This is a genomic window from Cupriavidus sp. MPR-AND1C (genome assembly GCF_058809705.1).
In genome coordinates this window covers 117927-136304 of the sequence record NZ_JBXASU010000009.1, presented here as the reverse complement: position 1 = coordinate 136304, position 18378 = coordinate 117927, and the positions used below count along the sequence as shown (strand labels likewise).

The 18378-nt window shown below is 65.0% G+C and carries 18 protein-coding genes; all 18 read left to right on the top strand.

Annotated features, from left to right (window positions below; translation table 11 throughout):
- The coding region (locus AC1RWI_RS08320) for a GspH/FimT family pseudopilin (protein ID WP_492865692.1) at window positions 1–534 on the top strand (534 nt) is incomplete at its 5' end.
- Window positions 535–538: 4 nt separating this feature from the next.
- Entirely contained in the window at window positions 539–1075 is a 537-nt protein-coding gene (gene pilV / locus AC1RWI_RS08315; RefSeq protein WP_492865690.1) for a type IV pilus modification protein PilV, read from the top strand.
- Window positions 1072–1893, top strand: coding sequence for a PilW family protein (locus tag AC1RWI_RS08310; protein WP_043348542.1), 822 nt, complete (start codon window positions 1072–1074; stop codon window positions 1891–1893). Before pilV ends, AC1RWI_RS08310 begins: the two co-directional genes overlap by 4 nt.
- A gap of 7 nt (window positions 1894–1900) precedes the next feature.
- A complete protein-coding gene (locus AC1RWI_RS08305) occupies window positions 1901–2470 on the top strand; it encodes a pilus assembly PilX family protein (protein WP_492865688.1) in 570 nt (189 codons plus the stop codon).
- A 188-nt stretch (window positions 2471–2658) separates the two neighbouring features.
- Window positions 2659–7329 (top strand): pilus assembly protein, encoded by a 4671-nt coding sequence (locus AC1RWI_RS08300; protein ID WP_492865686.1) that lies wholly within the window; start codon window positions 2659–2661, stop codon window positions 7327–7329.
- 38 nt (window positions 7330–7367) lie between these two features.
- Complete coding sequence (locus tag AC1RWI_RS08295) at window positions 7368–7799, top strand: type IV pilin protein (protein ID WP_043348550.1); 432 nt, start codon at window positions 7368–7370, stop codon at window positions 7797–7799.
- A gap of 186 nt (window positions 7800–7985) precedes the next feature.
- Window positions 7986–8426, top strand: coding sequence for a type IV pilus modification PilV family protein (locus AC1RWI_RS08290; protein ID WP_043348553.1), 441 nt, complete (start codon window positions 7986–7988; stop codon window positions 8424–8426).
- Complete coding sequence (locus AC1RWI_RS08285; RefSeq protein WP_492865683.1) at window positions 8423–9355, top strand: PilW family protein; 933 nt, start codon at window positions 8423–8425, stop codon at window positions 9353–9355. Before AC1RWI_RS08290 ends, AC1RWI_RS08285 begins: the two co-directional genes overlap by 4 nt.
- Window positions 9349–9978, top strand: coding sequence for a pilus assembly protein (locus AC1RWI_RS08280; protein ID WP_052494650.1), 630 nt, complete (start codon window positions 9349–9351; stop codon window positions 9976–9978). Before AC1RWI_RS08285 ends, AC1RWI_RS08280 begins: the two co-directional genes overlap by 7 nt.
- Window positions 9975–11513, top strand: coding sequence for a pilus assembly protein (locus AC1RWI_RS08275; protein WP_492865681.1), 1539 nt, complete (start codon window positions 9975–9977; stop codon window positions 11511–11513). Before AC1RWI_RS08280 ends, AC1RWI_RS08275 begins: the two co-directional genes overlap by 4 nt.
- 64 nt (window positions 11514–11577) lie before the next feature.
- Window positions 11578–12027 (top strand): type IV pilin protein, encoded by a 450-nt coding sequence (locus AC1RWI_RS08270; protein WP_043348559.1) that lies wholly within the window; start codon window positions 11578–11580, stop codon window positions 12025–12027.
- An 82-nt stretch (window positions 12028–12109) separates the two neighbouring features.
- Window positions 12110–12607, top strand: a complete 498-nt coding sequence (locus AC1RWI_RS08265; RefSeq protein WP_492865679.1) for a GspH/FimT family pseudopilin — start codon at window positions 12110–12112, stop codon at window positions 12605–12607.
- A gap of 60 nt (window positions 12608–12667) precedes the next feature.
- Window positions 12668–13786 (top strand): bifunctional diaminohydroxyphosphoribosylaminopyrimidine deaminase/5-amino-6-(5-phosphoribosylamino)uracil reductase RibD, encoded by a 1119-nt coding sequence (gene ribD / locus AC1RWI_RS08260; protein ID WP_043348566.1) that lies wholly within the window; start codon window positions 12668–12670, stop codon window positions 13784–13786.
- An 84-nt stretch (window positions 13787–13870) separates the two neighbouring features.
- A complete protein-coding gene (locus AC1RWI_RS08255; RefSeq protein WP_043348570.1) occupies window positions 13871–14500 on the top strand; it encodes a riboflavin synthase in 630 nt (209 codons plus the stop codon).
- A 258-nt stretch (window positions 14501–14758) separates the two neighbouring features.
- Window positions 14759–15871, top strand: a complete 1113-nt coding sequence (gene ribBA / locus AC1RWI_RS08250; protein ID WP_043348572.1) for a bifunctional 3,4-dihydroxy-2-butanone-4-phosphate synthase/GTP cyclohydrolase II — start codon at window positions 14759–14761, stop codon at window positions 15869–15871.
- Between the two features lie 66 nt (window positions 15872–15937).
- Window positions 15938–16441 (top strand): 6,7-dimethyl-8-ribityllumazine synthase, encoded by a 504-nt coding sequence (gene ribH / locus AC1RWI_RS08245; RefSeq protein ID WP_043348576.1) that lies wholly within the window; start codon window positions 15938–15940, stop codon window positions 16439–16441.
- Window positions 16434–16955: a transcription antitermination factor NusB gene (gene nusB, locus AC1RWI_RS08240; protein ID WP_043348579.1), complete on the top strand. Its 522-nt coding sequence runs from the start codon at window positions 16434–16436 to the stop codon at window positions 16953–16955. Before ribH ends, nusB begins: the two co-directional genes overlap by 8 nt.
- A 162-nt stretch (window positions 16956–17117) precedes the next feature.
- Complete coding sequence (locus AC1RWI_RS08235; RefSeq protein ID WP_043348581.1) at window positions 17118–18299, top strand: pyridoxal phosphate-dependent aminotransferase; 1182 nt, start codon at window positions 17118–17120, stop codon at window positions 18297–18299.
- The last annotated feature ends 79 nt before the right edge of the window (window positions 18300–18378 follow it).

Genomic DNA, 18378 nt, shown 5'->3' with positions numbered 1-18378 from the left:
TCCCTCCCCTCTGCGCTACGCACCACCCGGCAAGCTGGCTTCACCCTCATCGAGCTGATGGTGGCGCTTTCGGTTCTCGCCATCCTGGCCGCGGCAGCGGTTCCAAACTTCAGCGCCTTCATCCATCGCAGCAGGATGACGACGGAATCATCCAATCTGGTCAGCGATGTGGAGATCGCCCGTAGCGAAGCAGCACGCCGCAATACAACGATCACCGTGTGCCCCACCGCCGACGGCACCAACTGCATCAGTGACTGGACCCAGCGCCGCGTGGTCTTTGTCGACAGCAATGGCGACAACATCATTAGCAACGGCGAAGAGGTAATCCGCAAAAGCGATCCGCCTGCCAGTTCCATGGTCATCGTGGCCAGTAGCCTGAGCACCGGCGCCACCAGCATCCGTCTGCGCTCCTGGGGCGCACCGGATTCGCTTGGCTCCTGGCAGTTTTGCGAAAAATCATCGACGAGTGCCGGCCAACGCGTCTCGCTTACGGGCAGCGGTAAGCCCACCTCGCAGCAAGTCGCTTGCCCTTGATGCCATGAAGATCACGCATCCAGAACGCATCCACTGCCGGCGTCGCCCCGCTCCCGGCTTCACGCTCATCGAAGCCCTGGTGACGATCGTGGTGCTGTCATTTGGCGTGCTGGCGCTGGCCACCCTGCAGTTGCGCACACTGGTAGATGGCCGTACCGCCTCCATGCGCAACGTCGCGACCGTGCTGGCCTACAACCTTGCCGACCAGATACGCAGCAATGAGGCCGCGATGACCTCGGGTGCCTACAACCAGCCCGTCGGCCTGACCACGGTCGCCTGCTTCACGACCGCAGGGTGCACGCCAGCGCAGATGGCCGCAAGCAGCTACAAGGCCTGGCTCGACGACACGGTGGCCACGTTGCCCGGCGGCCTCGGCACAGTCTGCATCGACAGCACGCCGGACGATGGCACGCCGGCCAGTCCGCAGTGTGACAACGCAAGCGGTGCCCCCTACGCGATCAAGATCTGGTGGCAGGAAGATAAGCCGCCGCCTAACCAGAATCCGGTCTATCAACGTTTTGTCACGGCGTTCGTACCATGAGAAAGGCAAGCCGCGAACTGGCGCGCCACACGCACGGCTTTACGCTCGTCGAGTTGATGGTCGGCTTGGTCATCAGCATGCTGCTGCTGATCGTGATCTCGTCCTTCTACCTGTCGCAGCGGGCGTCCTACGGCACGCACACGGACCTGGCCGGCATCCAGGAGAATGCGCGCGCGATTGCTCAATTGCTCCAGCGCGACGTGCGCCAGGCCGGTTACAACGACTTCCCGGCAGGCACCACCTTTGCCAACGCCAACACCATCGACGCGACCAACGACACCGGCACTAACACAAGCGACACATTGACGTTCCGTTATTTCGGTTCGGACGCGCTGGCCGCCGCCGCGTCCGTGCCGACGCCAAATCCTGATGGCACCATCGTCGACTGCACCGGCAAAGGTGTCAGCAATATCGTGCTGCAGGCGGAAACGTTCTCGATCGCCAACGATGCATCCGGCATGCCATGGCTGCAGTGCACCGCGAATGGCACCACTACCCCCCTATTCCCGGGCGTGGAGCGCTTCCAGGTACTGCTGGGCGAGGACACCGATGGCGACCAGGCGATCAACCGCTATGTGCCTCCGGGTGTCGCCGTCATGGCCAATGTCCGGGCGATGGTGGTTTCCGTGGTGCTGGTCGGTGACAGCCTGAGCAACCCCGCGCCGGTCTCGGCCACATTGAATCACTTCGGCACCGCCTATGCGCCCGCCAATGTGGCACCCGCCAGCGATGCGGGCAGTGTCGTGCAACTGCCTGTGGACGGGCGCCTGCGCAAGCATTTCACGTTCTATATCGCAGTCCGCAACCGCTTGAACTAGGCCAGAGATGAGCAACCAACCCGACCGTCCCATGACCTGCCTCGGCGCACCAGTGCGCACGCAACGCGGCATGTCACTGATCGTGGTGCTTCTGTTTCTCGTGATCCTGACGATGCTGGGATTGTCAGCCAGCCTGACCAGCCTTTCCGGCGAACGCATGGCGCGAAACTCCCGCGACCAGAACATCGCCCTGCAGGCGGCGGAAGCGGCCTTGCGCGATGCGCGCACCGATATCAGCGTAACGCGTGGCCTGAGCGGCCGCACCGGCGCGTCGGACACCTGCGATGTCGACAGCTTCAAGGGCTTCTGCATACCGGCCACCTCGGGACAACCAGTATGGGAACGCTACCTCGAAGATGGCGCGCACTCCGTCACGCTCGGCGAAATGACCAAGCAAGCAGCGTTGACCGCGGGGAACGTGTCACAGCAACCCCGCTACATCATCGAATCCCTTCCGGACATCGCCGACGGCAGCCTGCGCGCCGGCGCCACCCGCTATGTCTTCCGCGTGACCGCCATTGGTTACGGAGCCAATCCAAACACCAAGGTCATGGTGCAGGAAGTCGTCCGGTTCTGAGCCATTTTGCGCAACCATCCTAAACATTCGTTGAGCGCACCATGACCCAGCAAGCCCGCTTCCGCCCCGTCACCGGCCTCCAGTTGTTGCTGGCCATCGCGTCGGCCATCCTCGCCGTCGCATCGGCATGCGCCGCGCAACTGAGCTTGGCAACGCGCCCCCTCTATGCAGGGGGCAATGTGCCGCCCATGGTGATGATCGACCTGTCCAAGGACCATACGCTGCATCAGAAGGCCTACAACGACTACACCGACCTGAATGGTGACGGCGTGCTCGACACGACCTATACCAACAGCATCGACTACGCCGGCTACTTCGATTCGTACAAGTGCTACACCTACGATGGCAGCACCCAGCATGCCTTCGTGCCGTCCGCCGTCACTGCCGACAAGTACTGCAACGGCTCCACCTGGAGCGGCAACTTCCTGAACTGGGCAAGCATGAGCCGCATCGACGAAGTGCGCAAGATCTTGTACGGCGGTTTCCGCTCCACGGATACCGCGACCACCACGGTGCTCGAACGTGCCTTCCTGCCGATGGACGCGCACGCATGGGCCAAGTTCTACAACGGCTCCGATGTCAGCAAACTGGTTCCGCTGACGGTGGAAGCGGCCGGGCCCACGCTGACGTCGAGCACCACGGTCACCGTCGCGGCCAATGTCATCACCGGCATCAAACTCAGCTCGGTCACGAACATCAGCATCGGCGACCAGATTGTCATGACCGCCAACTCACCCGCGCCGGCCAACACGACCCTGACGGGCTGGGTCATGAGCGTGGATACCAGCAGCAACAAGACCATCAGCCTTGCGGTTTATCCAGATGGGGTTTCCAAGCCAAGCGGCGCGGCAAGCAGCTACAACAGTTGGGCGGTGACCAACCTGACCCGAGGCGGGCTCACTATCTGCAACGTGACCCCCAAGGATTCAAGCAACGTCAACTCCCAGAGCAATACCCAGGCGCCGCAATTGCGGGTTGTCTCCGGCAATTACGCCACTTGGGGCGCCAGTGAGAAATGGCAATGCAACTGGTCGGAGGAGCAAAACAATACGCAAAGCTCCTTCCTGACCAAAATCAACGGTACGAGCGTGACCGGCTCATCCAACGGCAACCGGGCAGCCCTTTCCGGCATCAATGCGTCGGCAGAGAATCCGGTGAAAGCGGCGCGCGCCCTCGGCACTGGCGAAAGCAGCGGCACCTTCAACGCACGCGTGCAGGTCTGCGTGCCGGGCCTGCTCGGCACCGAGAACTGCAAGCAGTATGGCTCGTCTTCCTACAAACCCTTCGGCCTGCTCCAGAAATACGGTGAAAGCGGACAGATGTTGTTCGGACTGATGACCGGTACGTATGACAAGAACATCTCGGGCGGCGTATTGCGCCAGAACGTGGTGAATTTCTCCCAGGAGGTCGATCCGACCAATGGCACCTTCACGTACGCAGCGAGCTCTCCCGTGAAAGGTATCGTCTGGAATGTCAACAAGCTGCGCCCATACGGCTACAGCTACAGCGACGGCAGTTACGTCAATGCTGACAGTTGCAACTATCAGCAGACCTCCATCGTACCCAGCGGTGGTTCCACATCGCAAAACCAGCCAGCTAACGAAGGCAACTGCTCCACCTGGGGCAATCCGATCTCCGAGATCTACCTGGAGTCCTTGCGCTATTTCGCAGGAAAGACCGCGAATTCCAGCTTTACACCGAAAAGCAGCGGCAGCAAGGATGCGGCGCTGAATCTGACCACGCCCGCATGGGCGAATCCAATGGACTTGCCGTCCAGCAACGCGAACAAGGCGCCCTACTGCACGCCGTTGAACACGCTGGTGTTCAACTCAAGCGTTTCTTCGTACGACAACGATCAACTTGCCGGCTTCACGGATCTGAACACAGCCGACACCAACAGCACGTGGACCGATAAAGTCGGCGCCGGAGAGGGCATCAATGGCGGTAGCTGGTTCATGGGTGGGATCAATGGCGGCCTGATCGACAATCTCTGTTCGGGCAAGACAATTTCCAAACTGAGCGACGTACTTGGCATCTGCCCCGAAGGTCCTTCGCAGAAGGGAACCTTCCAGATCGCAGGTGCTGCGCTCTACGCGCACATGAACCGGATTCGCTCCACCAGCCAGGCGGCAACGCTGGGCGTGCCAACCGCCGATACCACCTCCCTCAAGGTCACCACCTACGCCGTCCAGCTGGCCACCAACACGCCCAAGATCAACGTGAATGTGGGCGGCAAAGCCGTCACCATCATGCCTGCGTACCAGTTGCACCCGCAGTCGCCCAACTCGGTAACCGCAGACGCCAGCAGCGGAACACTGGTGGACTTCAAGGTCATTTCGCAGACGGCCACGAGCGGCAAGTTCTACGTAAACTGGGAAGATTCCGTCGCCGGCGGCGATTATGACCAGGATGTCTGGGGCATCCTCAGCTATACGGTGACGGGCAATACAGTCCAGGTATCGACCCAGGTGGTCTCTGGCTCGTCGGCGAATGGCCAGGGCTTTGGCTATGTCATCTCCGGCACAACCAAGGATGGCCCACACTTCCATTCGGGCATCTACAACTTCAAGTACACCGACCCGGCACCTGTCACCGTCACGCCTTCGAGCGCGCCCACCAACACATCGGGCGGCTGCAATCTGTGTAACTTCGGCGATCCCCAGACCACCGTCAGCTACACGGCCAGCGGGTCGGTGGCTTCGCAGTTCATGGATCCGCTCTACTACGCAGCAAAATGGGGGGGCTTCAAGGACCTGAACGGTTCGGGCACACCCGACCAGGTCTCCGAGTGGGATGTGCGCTTGTCCGATGGCAGCGGCGGCTCCGACGGCTTGCCGGACAACTACTTCTACGCCACCAACCCAGGCGCGCTCAGCAGCGCGCTGGAGCGCGCGTTCCTGTCGATCCTGCAGACTTCTTCGGCGGCATCGGTGGCGACCAGTTCCTCGTCGCTCACGACCGGATCGACGATCTACCAGGCTCGCTTCAATGGCACTGACTGGTCCGGTCAATTGCTCGCATACGCTGTCGACACCAACGGCGTCGTCACCAACCCTGCCCAGTGGGATGCGGGCGCAAAAATGAAGGCGGTCAACGCAACCGCTCGCAACATCCTCACTTACGATGGCACGTCATCGGCAAATGCCGGGATTCCGTTCCGTTGGGGCACCCTGCCGGCAAGCTATCAGAGCACGCTTAACCGCAGCGACACACTAGGAAGCGCACGCCTGAACTGGATTCGCGGCGACCAGAGCAATGAAGGGACTGCAACCGGCAAATTCCGCGTCCGGCCCAACTCGGTCCTTGGCGACATCGTCAATTCCAGTCCACAGTATGTTGGCCGCCCCAATGCGGGCTACGCGGACGCCGACTATGCCACCTTCGTCCTGGGCAAGAAAAGCCGCAAGCCCATGCTCTATGTCGGCGCCAACGACGGCATGCTGCATGCGTTCTCCGCGAATCCGATCACGAGCGGGAGCGGCAGTGACGCCGGTACGGAGTTGTTTGCCTACGTGCCTTCCGCGCTATACGGCAATCTGCCCGGGCTCAGCGACCTTGGCTACACGCACGCTTACTATGTCGACGGCACGCCTGCGGTGACGGATGCCAAGGTCAATGGCAACTGGAAGACTGTGCTGGTGGGCGGGCTCGGCGGCGGCGGCGCGGGCATCTACGCATTGGATGTGACCAACCCGGAGAGCATCAGCGAGGGCACGGCCGCCTCGACCGTCCTGTGGGAGTTCACCAACAACGTCGATGCGGACCTGGGCTATACCTTCGGGCAGCCCTCGATCATCAAGATGGCGAATGGCAAGTGGGCGGCGATCTTCGGCAACGGCTACAACAGCGCCGCAGGCAAAGCGTACTTGTACGTCGTGTTTCTTGACAGGCCCACAGGCTCGAAGAAGTGGGTGCTGGGTACCGACTATCTGAAGCTGGCCACGGGTGCCGGCTCGGTCTCCACGCCGAACGGGCTTTCGCAACCGTTCCCCGCTGACGTCGACGGCGATGGCACTACCGATTTCATCTACGCCGGCGACCTGCTTGGCAACTTGTGGAAGTTCAACATGAAGAGCACCACGGCTTCTGCCTGGGGCCTGCAAACCGCGAACACGCCGCTGTTCATCGCTACCGACGCCAACGGTACCCGGCAGCCGATCACATCGTCCGTGGATGTCACGCGCAACCCCGCGGGCGGCTATGTCGTGCTGTTCGGCACGGGCCGCTATGTCGACACCACTGACCCAGCGAATATGTCGACGCAGACTTTCTACGGCATCTGGGATCAGAACACCCCCACTTTGAGCACGGTCGCCCGCAGTTCGCTGGTAGCGCAGACCATCAACCGGGAAGTCGATGCCTACGGCTACACTTATCGCATGGTGAGCCAGAACCAGGTCCTCTATGCCGCCAACGGCAAGCAAGGCTGGTATCTTGACCTGGTGTCGCCCGCTTCCGGCATCCAGGGCGAGCGGGTGGTCTACAGCCCACTGGCGCGTGGAGACCGTATCATCTTCACGACGCTGATTCCGTCAGCAAACTCCTGTGACAGCGGGGGAACCAGCTGGCTGATGGAACTCGCATCGCTATCCGGCGGGCGCCTGACGGTCACACCATTCGACGTAAACAACGATCACACCTTCTCTTCCGCCGATTTCCTCAACGACGGCGCCAATGGCAACGTCCCGGTTGGCGGACGGAAATCCACCGTCGGCATTACACCGGCGCCCACGGTCACAAAATGCGGGACGAGCAAGGAATGCAAGTTCATGACCGGCACCACGGGCAACCAGGAGACCGTCGGAGAGAGCGCGTCGAGCCAGACGGGGCGGCTGTCCTGGCGGGAGATCCTGCATTGACCTCGCCATTTAGCATCAAGATCATGAGGAATATCGCCATGAAAACAATATGTGTGGCGCGAACACCCGCTCGGGGCTTTACGCTGATGGAGGTGATGGCCGTTGTGGCCATCGTCGGGATCCTGACGGCGATCGCCATCCCGAACTACACGCAGTACGTGCTGCGTGCGAAGCGAACCGAAGGCAAGGCCGCCCTGCTGAAGACGCAGGGCGCGCTCGAGCGCTACTACACGGTGAACAATGCCTATACGCAAGATCTCTCTGCCCTGGGTGCGAGCGCTTTCTCTGGGGATAACGCCGCGGGTAGCGCCTACACCATTGCGGTTGTCCCTGGCGTCAACGGCATCGCGGTGAGCTATACCGTCAACGCGACGCCGGTCGGACAGGACACGCTGTGTGGAGTGCTGTCCGTCGACTACCAAAACACCAAGACTGCCAGCGGCACGGGTACACAGTCACAGTGCTGGTGAGGCACCAGATCATGCAGGAAAAGGGTTGGCGGGTTGGCGGCTTCGAGGTCGAGGTCGAGGTCAATAACCGGAAGATACCCCCCGGCCCTTTTGAGATTTCTCCTCAGTCAAGCTCTACAATTCGGAACATTTGCGGCGCACCATCCTGGCTATCTTCTGGCATCCCGTCTTTGATGCGAGATTGCCATGCCGCTGGGAACCGGACGACCGCCTCACCCATCATCCGCAAAGCGGGGACTCCCCTCCCCGCCTCGCGGCTTCATCCTCATCGAATCCCTCACCGCCCTCGCTGTCCTCGGCGTCGGCCTGCTGCCGCTTGCTGCGCTGGCGCCGTTCGCGCTTGGCACGCTGCGCGGCTATGAGGCGCTTGGCCACGCTACACGGGCCGCCGCGGAATTAGCAGAAATGGGGGATCCGGCCCTCGCGTTGTCGCCCCTTCAGGCGCGCGGCATTGGCCCGAATGACCTCCAGCTGTGCCAGGCGCTTGCTTCGGCGGAGGACAGCGGGTGCTCGCCGGGATCAAGGCTGGCGGTGGTCGGGCCGCTGTCCCTGGCTTGGTCGAGACGCGCCGGTGGCGCGCAGGATGCGGCCGCGCTGCGCGTCGTTGTCCTCTGGATCCGGCCATGAGGGCTCGTCGCGCACAAGGGTTCTCGTTGATCGAACTGATGGTCGGCCTGGCGCTCGGCCTGCTGGTCAGCGCGCTGGCTGTGTCCGCGTTCCATGCCGTCCAGGTCGCTTACCGCACCGCCGTCGATCTCGTGCTGCTGGAAGAACGCGGCCAGCGGGCGCTCGCGATCCTCTCCCACCTGGTCCGGCATAGCGGCTGGCAACCGGTTGGCGCGGTCTTGCCGGCCAATGCCCCACCGGCGCTGTCAGGGCGAGACGATTGCGGCCAGCCGGGCGTTGCCGCGCTGCCTACCTGCACGCGCCGCGGCGTCAATGGCAGTGATGCGCTGCTGGTGCGATTCGGTGGCAGCGGGCGCGCGCAGGATCCGACGCTGCCGGACCAGACCATGATCGATTGCAGCGGATATGCGTTGCCGGCGGTGAGCGTCGGCGGATCGGCCGGTGGCGCAGCCCGCGCTTATGCGGGGGAGAGCCTGATCTATATCGCCATCGGCGCGGATGGCGAGCCACAGCTGTTGTGCCGCTATGCCAGCCGGCGCGACGGGCGGGTGCTGGAGGGAAGCTGGACTTCGGGCGCCCTGGTGCGTGGCGTGGAGGCCATGCAGTTGCGATACGGCATCGATACCGATGGCGATGGCAAGGCCGACGCGTTCCTGCGCGCCGAGGAACTGCGCGCCAGGGGCGACGCGGCCTGGCGCGAGGTACTGGTGGTGCAGATGGCACTGGTGCTGCGCGGTGAGCGCCCACTGGCGCTGGCGGCAGTGCCGGCCGTGCTCACCTTGTTCCCACCGGGCGCGCATGCCGGCGCAGGCCTCCATGCCGACGACCTCTTCTTCTCGCCGCATGACCGGCCTGCCTTGATGCGCCGGGTGTTCTCGGCATCCGTGCGCCTGCGCAATACCTGGCCCTGCAGGCAGACACTATGCTGAGCGCCACGGTTGCGCCTTGCCTGCGGCGCGGTAACCGGGCCGAAGGGAGCACCACGCTCCTGCTGACGGCCACGATGCTGCTGCTTGTGGCAGCCACAACCCTGGCTGGCCTTCAATTTCTGCTCGCCAGCAGGCAAGTGGTCACTTACCAGCTCGAACAGGAGATCGCCTTTCGCGCGGCCGAGACGGCATTGCTCGACGCGGAAGCGGAATTGAAGGCGGCGCTCGGCAACGGCGCGTCCGGAGTAGATAGCCGCCTTGCTGCTTGGCCACCGCCGGGCCAATGCGGCGCCGGCACGCAGCGGGGACTTTGCCGGCCCGCTCCGGGCAGGCCGCCGCCATGGCTGAATTGGCTCGATTCGCGCCGGCCGGATGAGACCACCGGCATCGCGATGGGCACCTTCAGCGGCGTTACCCTGCCGGCCCTGCCACCCGGCGCGGCTGGCGCGGGCGCCATGCCGCGGTACGTTGCCGAGCTGATGCATGAACGCCCCCCTGGCGAATGGCTGGGATCGTCCTACACGCCGGGCACGGGGCAACGGCTGCGTTTTCGCATTACTGCGCTTGGGCTCGGACGCGACGCGGCGGTACGCAGCTTGCTACAGAGCGAGTTCCAGCCATGACGCACTTCACCCGGCACCACAAGTCGCTGATTGCGCTCGCCGCCGGACTGCTGTTTGCTGGCACGGCACCGGGCGCGGGAAGCACGCCACCTTTCCTGGTACCGCCTCCCAAGTGGATACCCGGCTGGCCGGGCCACGCGGCGTTCGTCGTTGAGCACGGCGCGCGCGCTGCGCTGGCCTGGCTGGGCATGCGTGATGGCACCCTACGCGCGTTCAATGCGATGTCCGGCGACGAAGTACTCGCTTACCAACCGCGCCCAATGCGAAAACAGGGCCCCACGCCCTGCCCCCACCCCGAGGCTGCCGACGTCTCACTCGAACCCGGCCGCTGGCGCACTGTGCTGCTGTGTGGCCTTCCGGCAAACGCAGCCGACCCACAGGCAGGCGTTTTCGCCCTCGACATCACGAATGCAACGGCGCGGCCACCAGTAGGACCACTCTGGGAGGCCAAGGCTTCCGACACGCTGCCGCTGGCCCCATCGGGCCCCGTCCGCGCATTGGCGCTCTCCACGCATGAAGGCCCGCGCTGGTACGCCATGGTGACGCTGGGCGCCTCGCACGATCGCCAAGCCCACCGAGGCGTGCCGCATCGCGATCCGCCGGGGCAACGGGCCGGCATCGCCATGCTGCCCCTGGACAAACCCTCGCACGCGCCGTGGCAAGGGCGTCACGCGATACGGCGGCTGCTCCTGCCGGGCGGCGGTTGCGGGAGCGCCGGACCCAGCCCCGCGCTGCTTGCCGCGAGCATCCTGCCAGATACTTCCGGCGTGGCCCTGGCGGCGTACGCGGTGGATGCCGCCGGCGGGCTCTGGCGTTTCGATTTGCGCGGTGCGATGCCATGGCGCGATAGCGGCCGGCGCGTCGACTGCATCTACCGGATGGATGACCCAACGCCATCGTCGCGCGCAATCGTGCCCCCCGCCCTGATCAGCGCCGCCGGCGGCCACCTGGTGGTTTACGGAAACGGTACCCATGTCAGCGCGGTCTTCGACAGCACGGCTCTCGCGAACGCAGGTAGCCCAAATCACGGCGGCGCGCGCATTGTGGCCCAGCCTCAAGGAGGCGGCGTGGTGCTGCGCCGGCAGGCTCACGCGCCGGATATTCAAGGTCAAGGCCGACCAGCATCCACCGCTGGCTGGTACTTGCCTCTTCCCAATCCCGGCGAGCGCCTGGAACGGCTTCTCCCCGCCGACCCGGGCTACCTCGGCTTTGTCACCCGAACGCCCGACGCACGCCAGCGCGCGTACCTGATCCACGCCCTGAGCGGAGAATCCACTGCCAGCGCGCAGGCTGGCGGGCCTCTCACTCACGTAGCAACCGGGTTCGGGGCCAGCGCCACGGCGACCGTCGTTCTCGAACGCGCGGCACTACCACCACGGCCTGCGCCGCAACCGGGCGTCACGTCGCGTGAGGACGTGACCCTCACGCTCTGGTCCTTCGAGGAAGGAAGCGCTGTGCCACTCAACCGCACCGTCGCCAGCCGCCGCACCGGCCGCCTCAGCTGGCGCGAGCTGATTGGCTCCGGGTCGCCGTGAGACTCGGACACGCCTTCCAGACCAACCCACCGCCAACTACGCCACCGCATCCCGGCCCCCATCCATGACACCTTGTCACCGCCCAGCCGGCTTCACCCTGCTCGAGTTGCTGATCACGCTGACCGTCTGCGCAATCCTTATGGCAATGGTGATACCTGCCTGGCACCAGCATATGGAACGCGGCAGGCGAGCCGAGGCGCGCAGCGCGCTGATCGGCTTGATGCTGGACCTGGAGCGCCACGCGCTCGCCACCATGACCTTCGCCGCCCAGCCAGGCGGCGCGACGGCTGCCGGCAAATGGCCGCGGTCGGTGCCCGCCCAGGCGGCGCGCCCGCGCCACTGGATCAATGCCAGTGCCTGCCCGGGCAGCGGGCTCGCGCATTGCGTGGAACTGCGCGCCGTGCCGCAGACGCCGGATGCGTCATGCGGCACGCTGATTCTGCGCAGCACCGGCGAGTGGCTTTCCCAGCCCGCCTTTGCCGCGGAGCCGGTGCCGCTGCCCCGGGCGTGCTGAGGCGGTCGTGCGTCGGCTCTGGCACCGGAATTGGCACCAGCATTCGCGTCGCGGCGCAACGCTTGCCGAACTCCTCACCTGCGTGGCTGTGCTGGCCATCCTGGCGGCGCTGGCTTTCCCGTCCTGGCAGCGCCTGCAGGCGCGCCAGCAGGTGATGCTCGCGGCAGACCGCCTGGCCGGCTCGCTGGCGGTGGCGCGCTCAGCCGCCGTAGCGCGGCGATCCGACGTGGTACTGACGCCCTTGCCGGGGGCTTCGTCGCTGGACCACGGCTGGCGGCTGGCACTGGAGCAGGGGGACGAGCCAGGCCAGGACAATGCCGGCTTGCTTGCTGTCGTCGAACTGCGCGATGCCTGCCTGCGCATCGCCCTGCGCTCGACCGCGCAAGGCAGCAATACGCTGCGCATGACAGCTGTGGGATACTCTCGCTCAGAGCAAGGCGGGTTTCTCGCCGCCACCTTCACCGTGACCTGCCGGGGCGAACAGCGGCAGCTAAGGCTCGGCGCCCACGGCCGCGTCCGCTTGTGCACGCCGGGGCAGGATGCCGATTGCGACGGCCTCGCACAGTCCGGGCCGCCCTGACACCTGATGACTGTAACCATATCCAACTCACCGCCCGCGCGGCAGGAAGCACCAGGCCTCATGTTCTCCGATACCGACCACGCAGCCATGGCACAGGCTCTCGCGCTCGCCGAGCGTGGCATGTACACCACCACGCCCAACCCGCGCGTTGGCTGCGTTTTGTCCAAGGATGGCAAGATCATCGGCCAGGGCTTCACCCAACCCGCCGGGCAGGATCACGCCGAGATCCAGGCACTCAAGGATGCCGCGGCGCGCGGGAACGATCCCAAGGGCGCCACGGCCTTTGTCACGCTCGAGCCCTGCAGCCATTTTGGCCGGACGCCGCCCTGCGCGGACGCGCTCGTGCGCGCCGGCATCGCGCGCGTGGTGGCCGCCATGGAGGACCCGAACCCGACGGTTTCGGGCCGTGGCTTGCAGCGGCTGCGCGAAGCCGGTGTGGACGTACGCTGCGGCCTGCTCGAAAAAGAAGCACGCGAACTCAACATCGGCTTTGTCAACCGGATGACGCGCGGCCTGCCCTGGGTGCGTGTCAAGGTGGCCGCCTCGCTCGACGGCGGCACTGCGCTGCACGACGGCAGCAGCCAGTGGATTACCGGCCAGGCGGCGCGCGACGACGGTCACGCCTGGCGCGCGCGCGCCAGCGCTATCCTGACCGGCATCGGCACCGTGCGCGACGACAACCCGCAGCTCAATGTGCGTGCCGTGGACACGCCGCGCCAGCCTCAGCGCGTGGTGGTGGATTCCCGGCTGGAAATTCCCCTGGACGCGCGCCTGCTGACGCCGGACACCGGCGACTTTGCCAAGCCCGTGCTGGTGTTCTGCGCCTTTGACGATACCGCGCGCCGTCGCGCCCTGGAAGCACGCGGCGCGGAAGTGGTGGTGCTGCCCAATCCGCACGGCAAGGTGGAGTTGCGCCACATGCTGGAAGAACTCGGCCGACGCGGCATCAACGAGCTGCACGTGGAAGCCGGCTTCAAGCTTAACGGATCGCTGATCCGCGAGCATTGCGCAGACGAGTTGCTGATCTACCTCGCGCCCAAGCTGCTGGGCGACGCACAAGGCATGTTCCACTTGCCCCCCCTGGCGCGGCTGCAGGACGCCGCGGCCTTCCGCTGGCACGACGTGCGCATGATCGGCGAAGACCTGCGCCTGATCGCGCGCCGCGCCGATCACGTCTGATCGCCTGACGGCAGGCCGCGCGCAAAACGAATCCGCTGCGCACCTGCTAGCATGCGTGTTTTCCCATTGCATCAAGCACCGATCATGTTCACTGGCATTGTCGCGGCCGTCGGCCGCATCGAAACCGTATCCCCGCTGGGCAGCAGCGAAGCCGCAGCCGATGCCGGTGTGCGCCTGCGCATCCGTGCCAACGGGCTGGACCTGTCCGATGTCATCCTTGGCGACAGCATCGCCATCCAGGGTGCCTGCATGACGGTCATCGCGCTGGATGGCGACGCCTTCGACGTCGATGTCTCCCGCGAATCGCTCGACAAGACTGCTGGCCTGGACAAGCCCGGTCGGGTCAACCTGGAAAAGGCGCTGACCCTGGCCGACCGCCTCGGCGGCCACCTGGTCTCGGGCCATGTCGACGGGCTTGGCGAAGTCACCCACTTCGCGCCGGTGGGCGAGTCGCATGAACTGCGCGTGCGCGCCCCGCGCGAGCTGGGACGCTACCTGGCCTACAAGGGGTCAGTGGTGGTCAATGGCGTGTCGCTGACGGTCAACAAGGTCATCGACGACGACGATGGCTGCACGTTCTCGATCAACCTGATCCCCCACACGATCGAGGTCACCACGCTGCAAGACCTGAAGCCCGGCGCGCGCGTGAACCTGGAAATCGACCTGATCGCGCGGTACGTGGAGCGCATGTTGAGCGCGCCAAAACCCGCCTGACACGCGTCTTTTCGGCACCCAGGCGACCCGCCAAGGCCACCTGACTTCCCGTCGTCCGCCGCCGCACGCAGGGCCATCTGCATTGGCCCTGCTGGCGCCGCGCGCCCTGCGGTGCCTGGTTGACGTACAATATTGGGCCAGACCGCTGCCGCGGCCAGCCGGTATACCCCGAAGCGGCAGCCGGCCAGCAAGCCATCCCGCCCGAAATTCAGCCAGAATTCCAGCCCAAACCTCAGCCAGCTTCCCAGCCTGCAAGCTATGACAATCGCCCGTACAGAAGAAATCATTGCCGAAATCCGTGCCGGCCGCATGGTCATCCTGGTTGACGAGGAAGACCGCGAGAACGAGGGTGACCTGGTCCTGGCTGCCGATTTCGTCACACCGGAGGCGATCAACTTCATGGCCAAGTACGGCCGGGGCCTCATCTGCCTGACGTTGACCGCCGAACGCTGCCGCCAGCTCGAGCTGCAACCCATGGTGAGCCGCAACGGCACGGTGCACGGCACCAACTTCACGGTGTCGATCGAGGCAGCCGAAGGCGTCACGACCGGCATCTCGGCGGCCGACCGGGCCCGTACCGTGCAAGCTGCGGTAGCCAAGGATGCCCGTGCCGCCGATCTGGTCCAGCCCGGCCATATTTTCCCGTTGACGGCCCAGCCCGGTGGCGTGCTGATCCGCGCCGGCCATACCGAGGCCGGATGCGACCTGGGCGCCCTGGCCGGCCTGACACCGGCTGCGGTGATCTGCGAGATCATGAAGGACGACGGCACCATGGCGCGCCTGCCGGACCTGATCGAGTTCGCGCAAGAGCATGACATCAAGATCGGCACCATTGCCGACCTGATCCACTACCGCAGCCGCACCGAGAGCATCATCGAGCGCGCCGGCGAGCGCACCATGCAAACGCCATATGGCACGTTCCACAGCATCATCTATCGCGACAAGCCGAGCGGCCGCGCCCACCTGGCGCTGGTCAAGGGTAACCCCCAGGCTGATCGCGAAACGCTGGTGCGCGTGCACGAGCCGCTTTCCACGCTGGACCTGCTGGAAGTGTCGCGTACCACGCACTCCTGGAGCGTGCCCGCCGCGCTCGAGGCCATTGCGCAGTCCGAACATGGCGTGATGGTGCTGCTGAACTGCGGCGACACGGCTGAACAGCTGTTCACGCAGTTCTCGGCGCTCGACGCGCCGCAAAACCGCCCGCGCGTGAAGCCGGACCTGCGCACCTACGGCACCGGCGCCCAGATCCTCAAGGATCTCGGCGTGGGCAAGATGCGCGTGCTGGCGTCCCCACTGAAAATGCCGAGCATGACCGGCTATGACCTTGAAGTGACTGGCTACCAGCCCATGAGCGGCGGCCAGGCTAACTGAACTACCGGATACACGGCGGCCGCGTGCCTATCGCTGGCTGCCACCCCGAACCCAGGAGAAGATAAGATGGATCACGGTTTCTACCCCAGCAACCTCGACGGTGAAGGCCTGCGCATCGGCATCGTGCAAGCGCGCTTCAACGAACCGGTTTGCGCCGAACTGCTCGAAGCCTGCGTCGCCGAACTGGAAAAGCTGGGCATCGAAGGCGAGGACACCCTGGTGGTGACCGTGCCGGGCGCACTCGAAATCCCGCTGGCATTGCAAAAAATGGCTGAAAGCGGCCAGTTCGATGCGCTGGTCGCGCTGGGCGCGGTCGTGCGCGGCGAGACCTATCACTTCGAACTGGTGTCGAATGAATCGGGCGCTGGCATCAGCCGCGTTGGCCTGGACTTCAATGTGCCCATCGCCAACGGCATCCTGACCGTCGACACCGACGCCCAGGCCCATGCCCGTACCCGCGAGAAGGGCCGCGACTGCGCCCGCGCCGCGGTGGAAATGGCCAACCTGGTCTCCGCGCTGGATTCGCTGCGCAGCCAGGAAGCGGATGAAGACGAGGACGACGATGAGTGACGCGCCCGAGAGCAGCAACCCCGCCGGCAAGCCGGCGGACGACGCCGGCGCCAAGCCCGTCGCCAAGGCCGAGCCCAAGGCAGCGCCCAAGAGCGCGCGCCGCCGCTCGCGCGAACTCGCGCTGCAGGGCCTGTACCAGTGGCTGCTGAACCGCAACGATACCGATGCGATCCAGGCCCACCTGCACGACGCCCAAGGCTTCAACAAGGCTGACCGTGAGCACTTCGATGCACTGCTCAATGGCGCGATCCGCGAGGAAATCCGGCTGACGGGCGCCTTCGAGCCGTTCCTGGACCGCCCGGTGAGCGAGCTGTCGCCGGTCGAGCGCGCGGCCCTGCTGATCGGCAGCTACGAGCTGATCCACTGCGTGGACATCCCGTACAAGGTTGTCATCAACGAAGCCGTGGAATTGACCAAGACCTTCGGCGGCGTCGAAGGCTACAAGTACGTCAATGGCGTGCTGGACAAGCTGGCCGCCAAGGTGCGCGCGCCGGAACTGGCCGCCCGACGCTGAACAACGGCAACCGGCGCCGTTCACGGTGCCATGCTTGCCGTACCGACACCCGCTCCGGCGGGTGTTTTTACTTCTACCGCGGCCAAACCCCACTTAACTGTTACTTAACTGCGGCCTAACCTCCCTCAACCCACCTATCAGGCTCACCAAGCCTATCCCACCATGGATCTGCAGCGCCTCGCCACTGCCTCCCGTCTTGCCAATATCGATGCCTTCCACGTGATGGAGCTGGCCAAGCAGGCCGCCGAACTCGAGCGTGCCGGGCGCCACATCATCCACATGGGGATCGGCGAGCCCGATTTCACCGCCGCCGAGCCCGTGGTGCGGGCCGCCGAGGCCGCCATGCGCCGCGGCGTCACCCAGTACACCAGCGCGCTGGGCATCGCGCCGCTGCGCGAGGCCATCGCTGGCTATTACAAGACCATGTACGGGATCGACATCCCTGCGCGCCGCGTGGTGGTGACCGCCGGCGCCTCGGCCGCGTTGCTGCTGGCCTGCGCCGTGCTGGTGGAGATTGGGGCAGAGGTGCTGATGCCTGACCCCAGCTACCCCTGCAACCGGCATTTCGTTGCCGCCTTCGACGGCCGCGCGAAGATGATTCCGAGCGGCCCGGCCCAGCGCTTCCAGCTCACGGCGCAGCAGGTGGAGACACATTGGGGCGAGCAGACCCGCGGCGTGCTGCTGGCGTCGCCCTCCAACCCCACCGGCACCTCGATCCTGCCGGATGAACTGGCGCGCATCCTGAAGGCCGTGCGGACCCGCCAGGGCTTTGCCATCGTCGACGAGATCTACCAGGGGCTGTCGTACGATGCACCGCCGGTATCGGCGCTGAGCCTCGACGACGACGTGATCACCGTCAACAGCTTCTCCAAGTACTTCAATATGACCGGCTGGCGCCTGGGCTGGCTGGTGGTCCCGGACGAACTGGTAGGCGCCTTCGAGAAAGTGGCGCAGAACCTCTTCATCTGCGCGTCAGCCGTCGCCCAGCACGCCGCGCTGGCCTGCTTCTCCCCCGAGGCGCTGGCGATCTACGACGCGCGCAAGGCGGAATTCCACCGTCGCCGCGATGCCATCGTGCCTGCGCTGGAGTCGCTGGGCCTGCGGGTGCCGGTCAAGCCGGATGGCGCCTTCTATGTGTATGCGGACTGCCGTGGCGTCAATCACCCGTCCGCCGGCGATGCCGATGCCCTGACCCAGGCCATGCTGCACGATGCCGGCGTGGTGCTGGTGCCGGGCCAGGACTTCGGTCCGTACACGGCGAGCGACTATATCCGGATATCCTACGCAACCTCGATGGAGAACATTGAGGAGGCCATGGCGCGCCTGGGCAAGTTCTTCGCCTGAACGCCGGCCAGTGCCGGTCACTGCAACGAAAAAAGCACCCCGGAGGGTGCTTTTTTTTTGCTGCCGAGATACGAGGATC

Coding starts and splice junctions, on each gene's coding strand:
- AC1RWI_RS08275 (WP_492865681.1), top strand. CDS start 9,975: ATGACGCACTTCACCCGGCACCACAAGTCGCTGATTGCGCTCGCCGCC.
- ribH (WP_043348576.1), top strand. CDS start 15,938: ATGGATCACGGTTTCTACCCCAGCAACCTCGACGGTGAAGGCCTGCGC.
- AC1RWI_RS08285 (WP_492865683.1), top strand. CDS start 8,423: ATGAGGGCTCGTCGCGCACAAGGGTTCTCGTTGATCGAACTGATGGTC.
- AC1RWI_RS08270 (WP_043348559.1), top strand. CDS start 11,578: ATGACACCTTGTCACCGCCCAGCCGGCTTCACCCTGCTCGAGTTGCTG.
- ribBA (WP_043348572.1), top strand. CDS start 14,759: ATGACAATCGCCCGTACAGAAGAAATCATTGCCGAAATCCGTGCCGGC.
- AC1RWI_RS08290 (WP_043348553.1), top strand. CDS start 7,986: ATGCCGCTGGGAACCGGACGACCGCCTCACCCATCATCCGCAAAGCGG.
- AC1RWI_RS08280 (WP_052494650.1), top strand. CDS start 9,349: ATGCTGAGCGCCACGGTTGCGCCTTGCCTGCGGCGCGGTAACCGGGCC.
- nusB (WP_043348579.1), top strand. CDS start 16,434: ATGAGTGACGCGCCCGAGAGCAGCAACCCCGCCGGCAAGCCGGCGGAC.
- AC1RWI_RS08255 (WP_043348570.1), top strand. CDS start 13,871: ATGTTCACTGGCATTGTCGCGGCCGTCGGCCGCATCGAAACCGTATCC.
- ribD (WP_043348566.1), top strand. CDS start 12,668: ATGTTCTCCGATACCGACCACGCAGCCATGGCACAGGCTCTCGCGCTC.
- AC1RWI_RS08295 (WP_043348550.1), top strand. CDS start 7,368: ATGAAAACAATATGTGTGGCGCGAACACCCGCTCGGGGCTTTACGCTG.
- AC1RWI_RS08235 (WP_043348581.1), top strand. CDS start 17,118: ATGGATCTGCAGCGCCTCGCCACTGCCTCCCGTCTTGCCAATATCGAT.
- AC1RWI_RS08305 (WP_492865688.1), top strand. CDS start 1,901: ATGAGCAACCAACCCGACCGTCCCATGACCTGCCTCGGCGCACCAGTG.
- pilV (WP_492865690.1), top strand. CDS start 539: ATGAAGATCACGCATCCAGAACGCATCCACTGCCGGCGTCGCCCCGCT.
- AC1RWI_RS08300 (WP_492865686.1), top strand. CDS start 2,659: ATGGTGATGATCGACCTGTCCAAGGACCATACGCTGCATCAGAAGGCC.
- AC1RWI_RS08310 (WP_043348542.1), top strand. CDS start 1,072: ATGAGAAAGGCAAGCCGCGAACTGGCGCGCCACACGCACGGCTTTACG.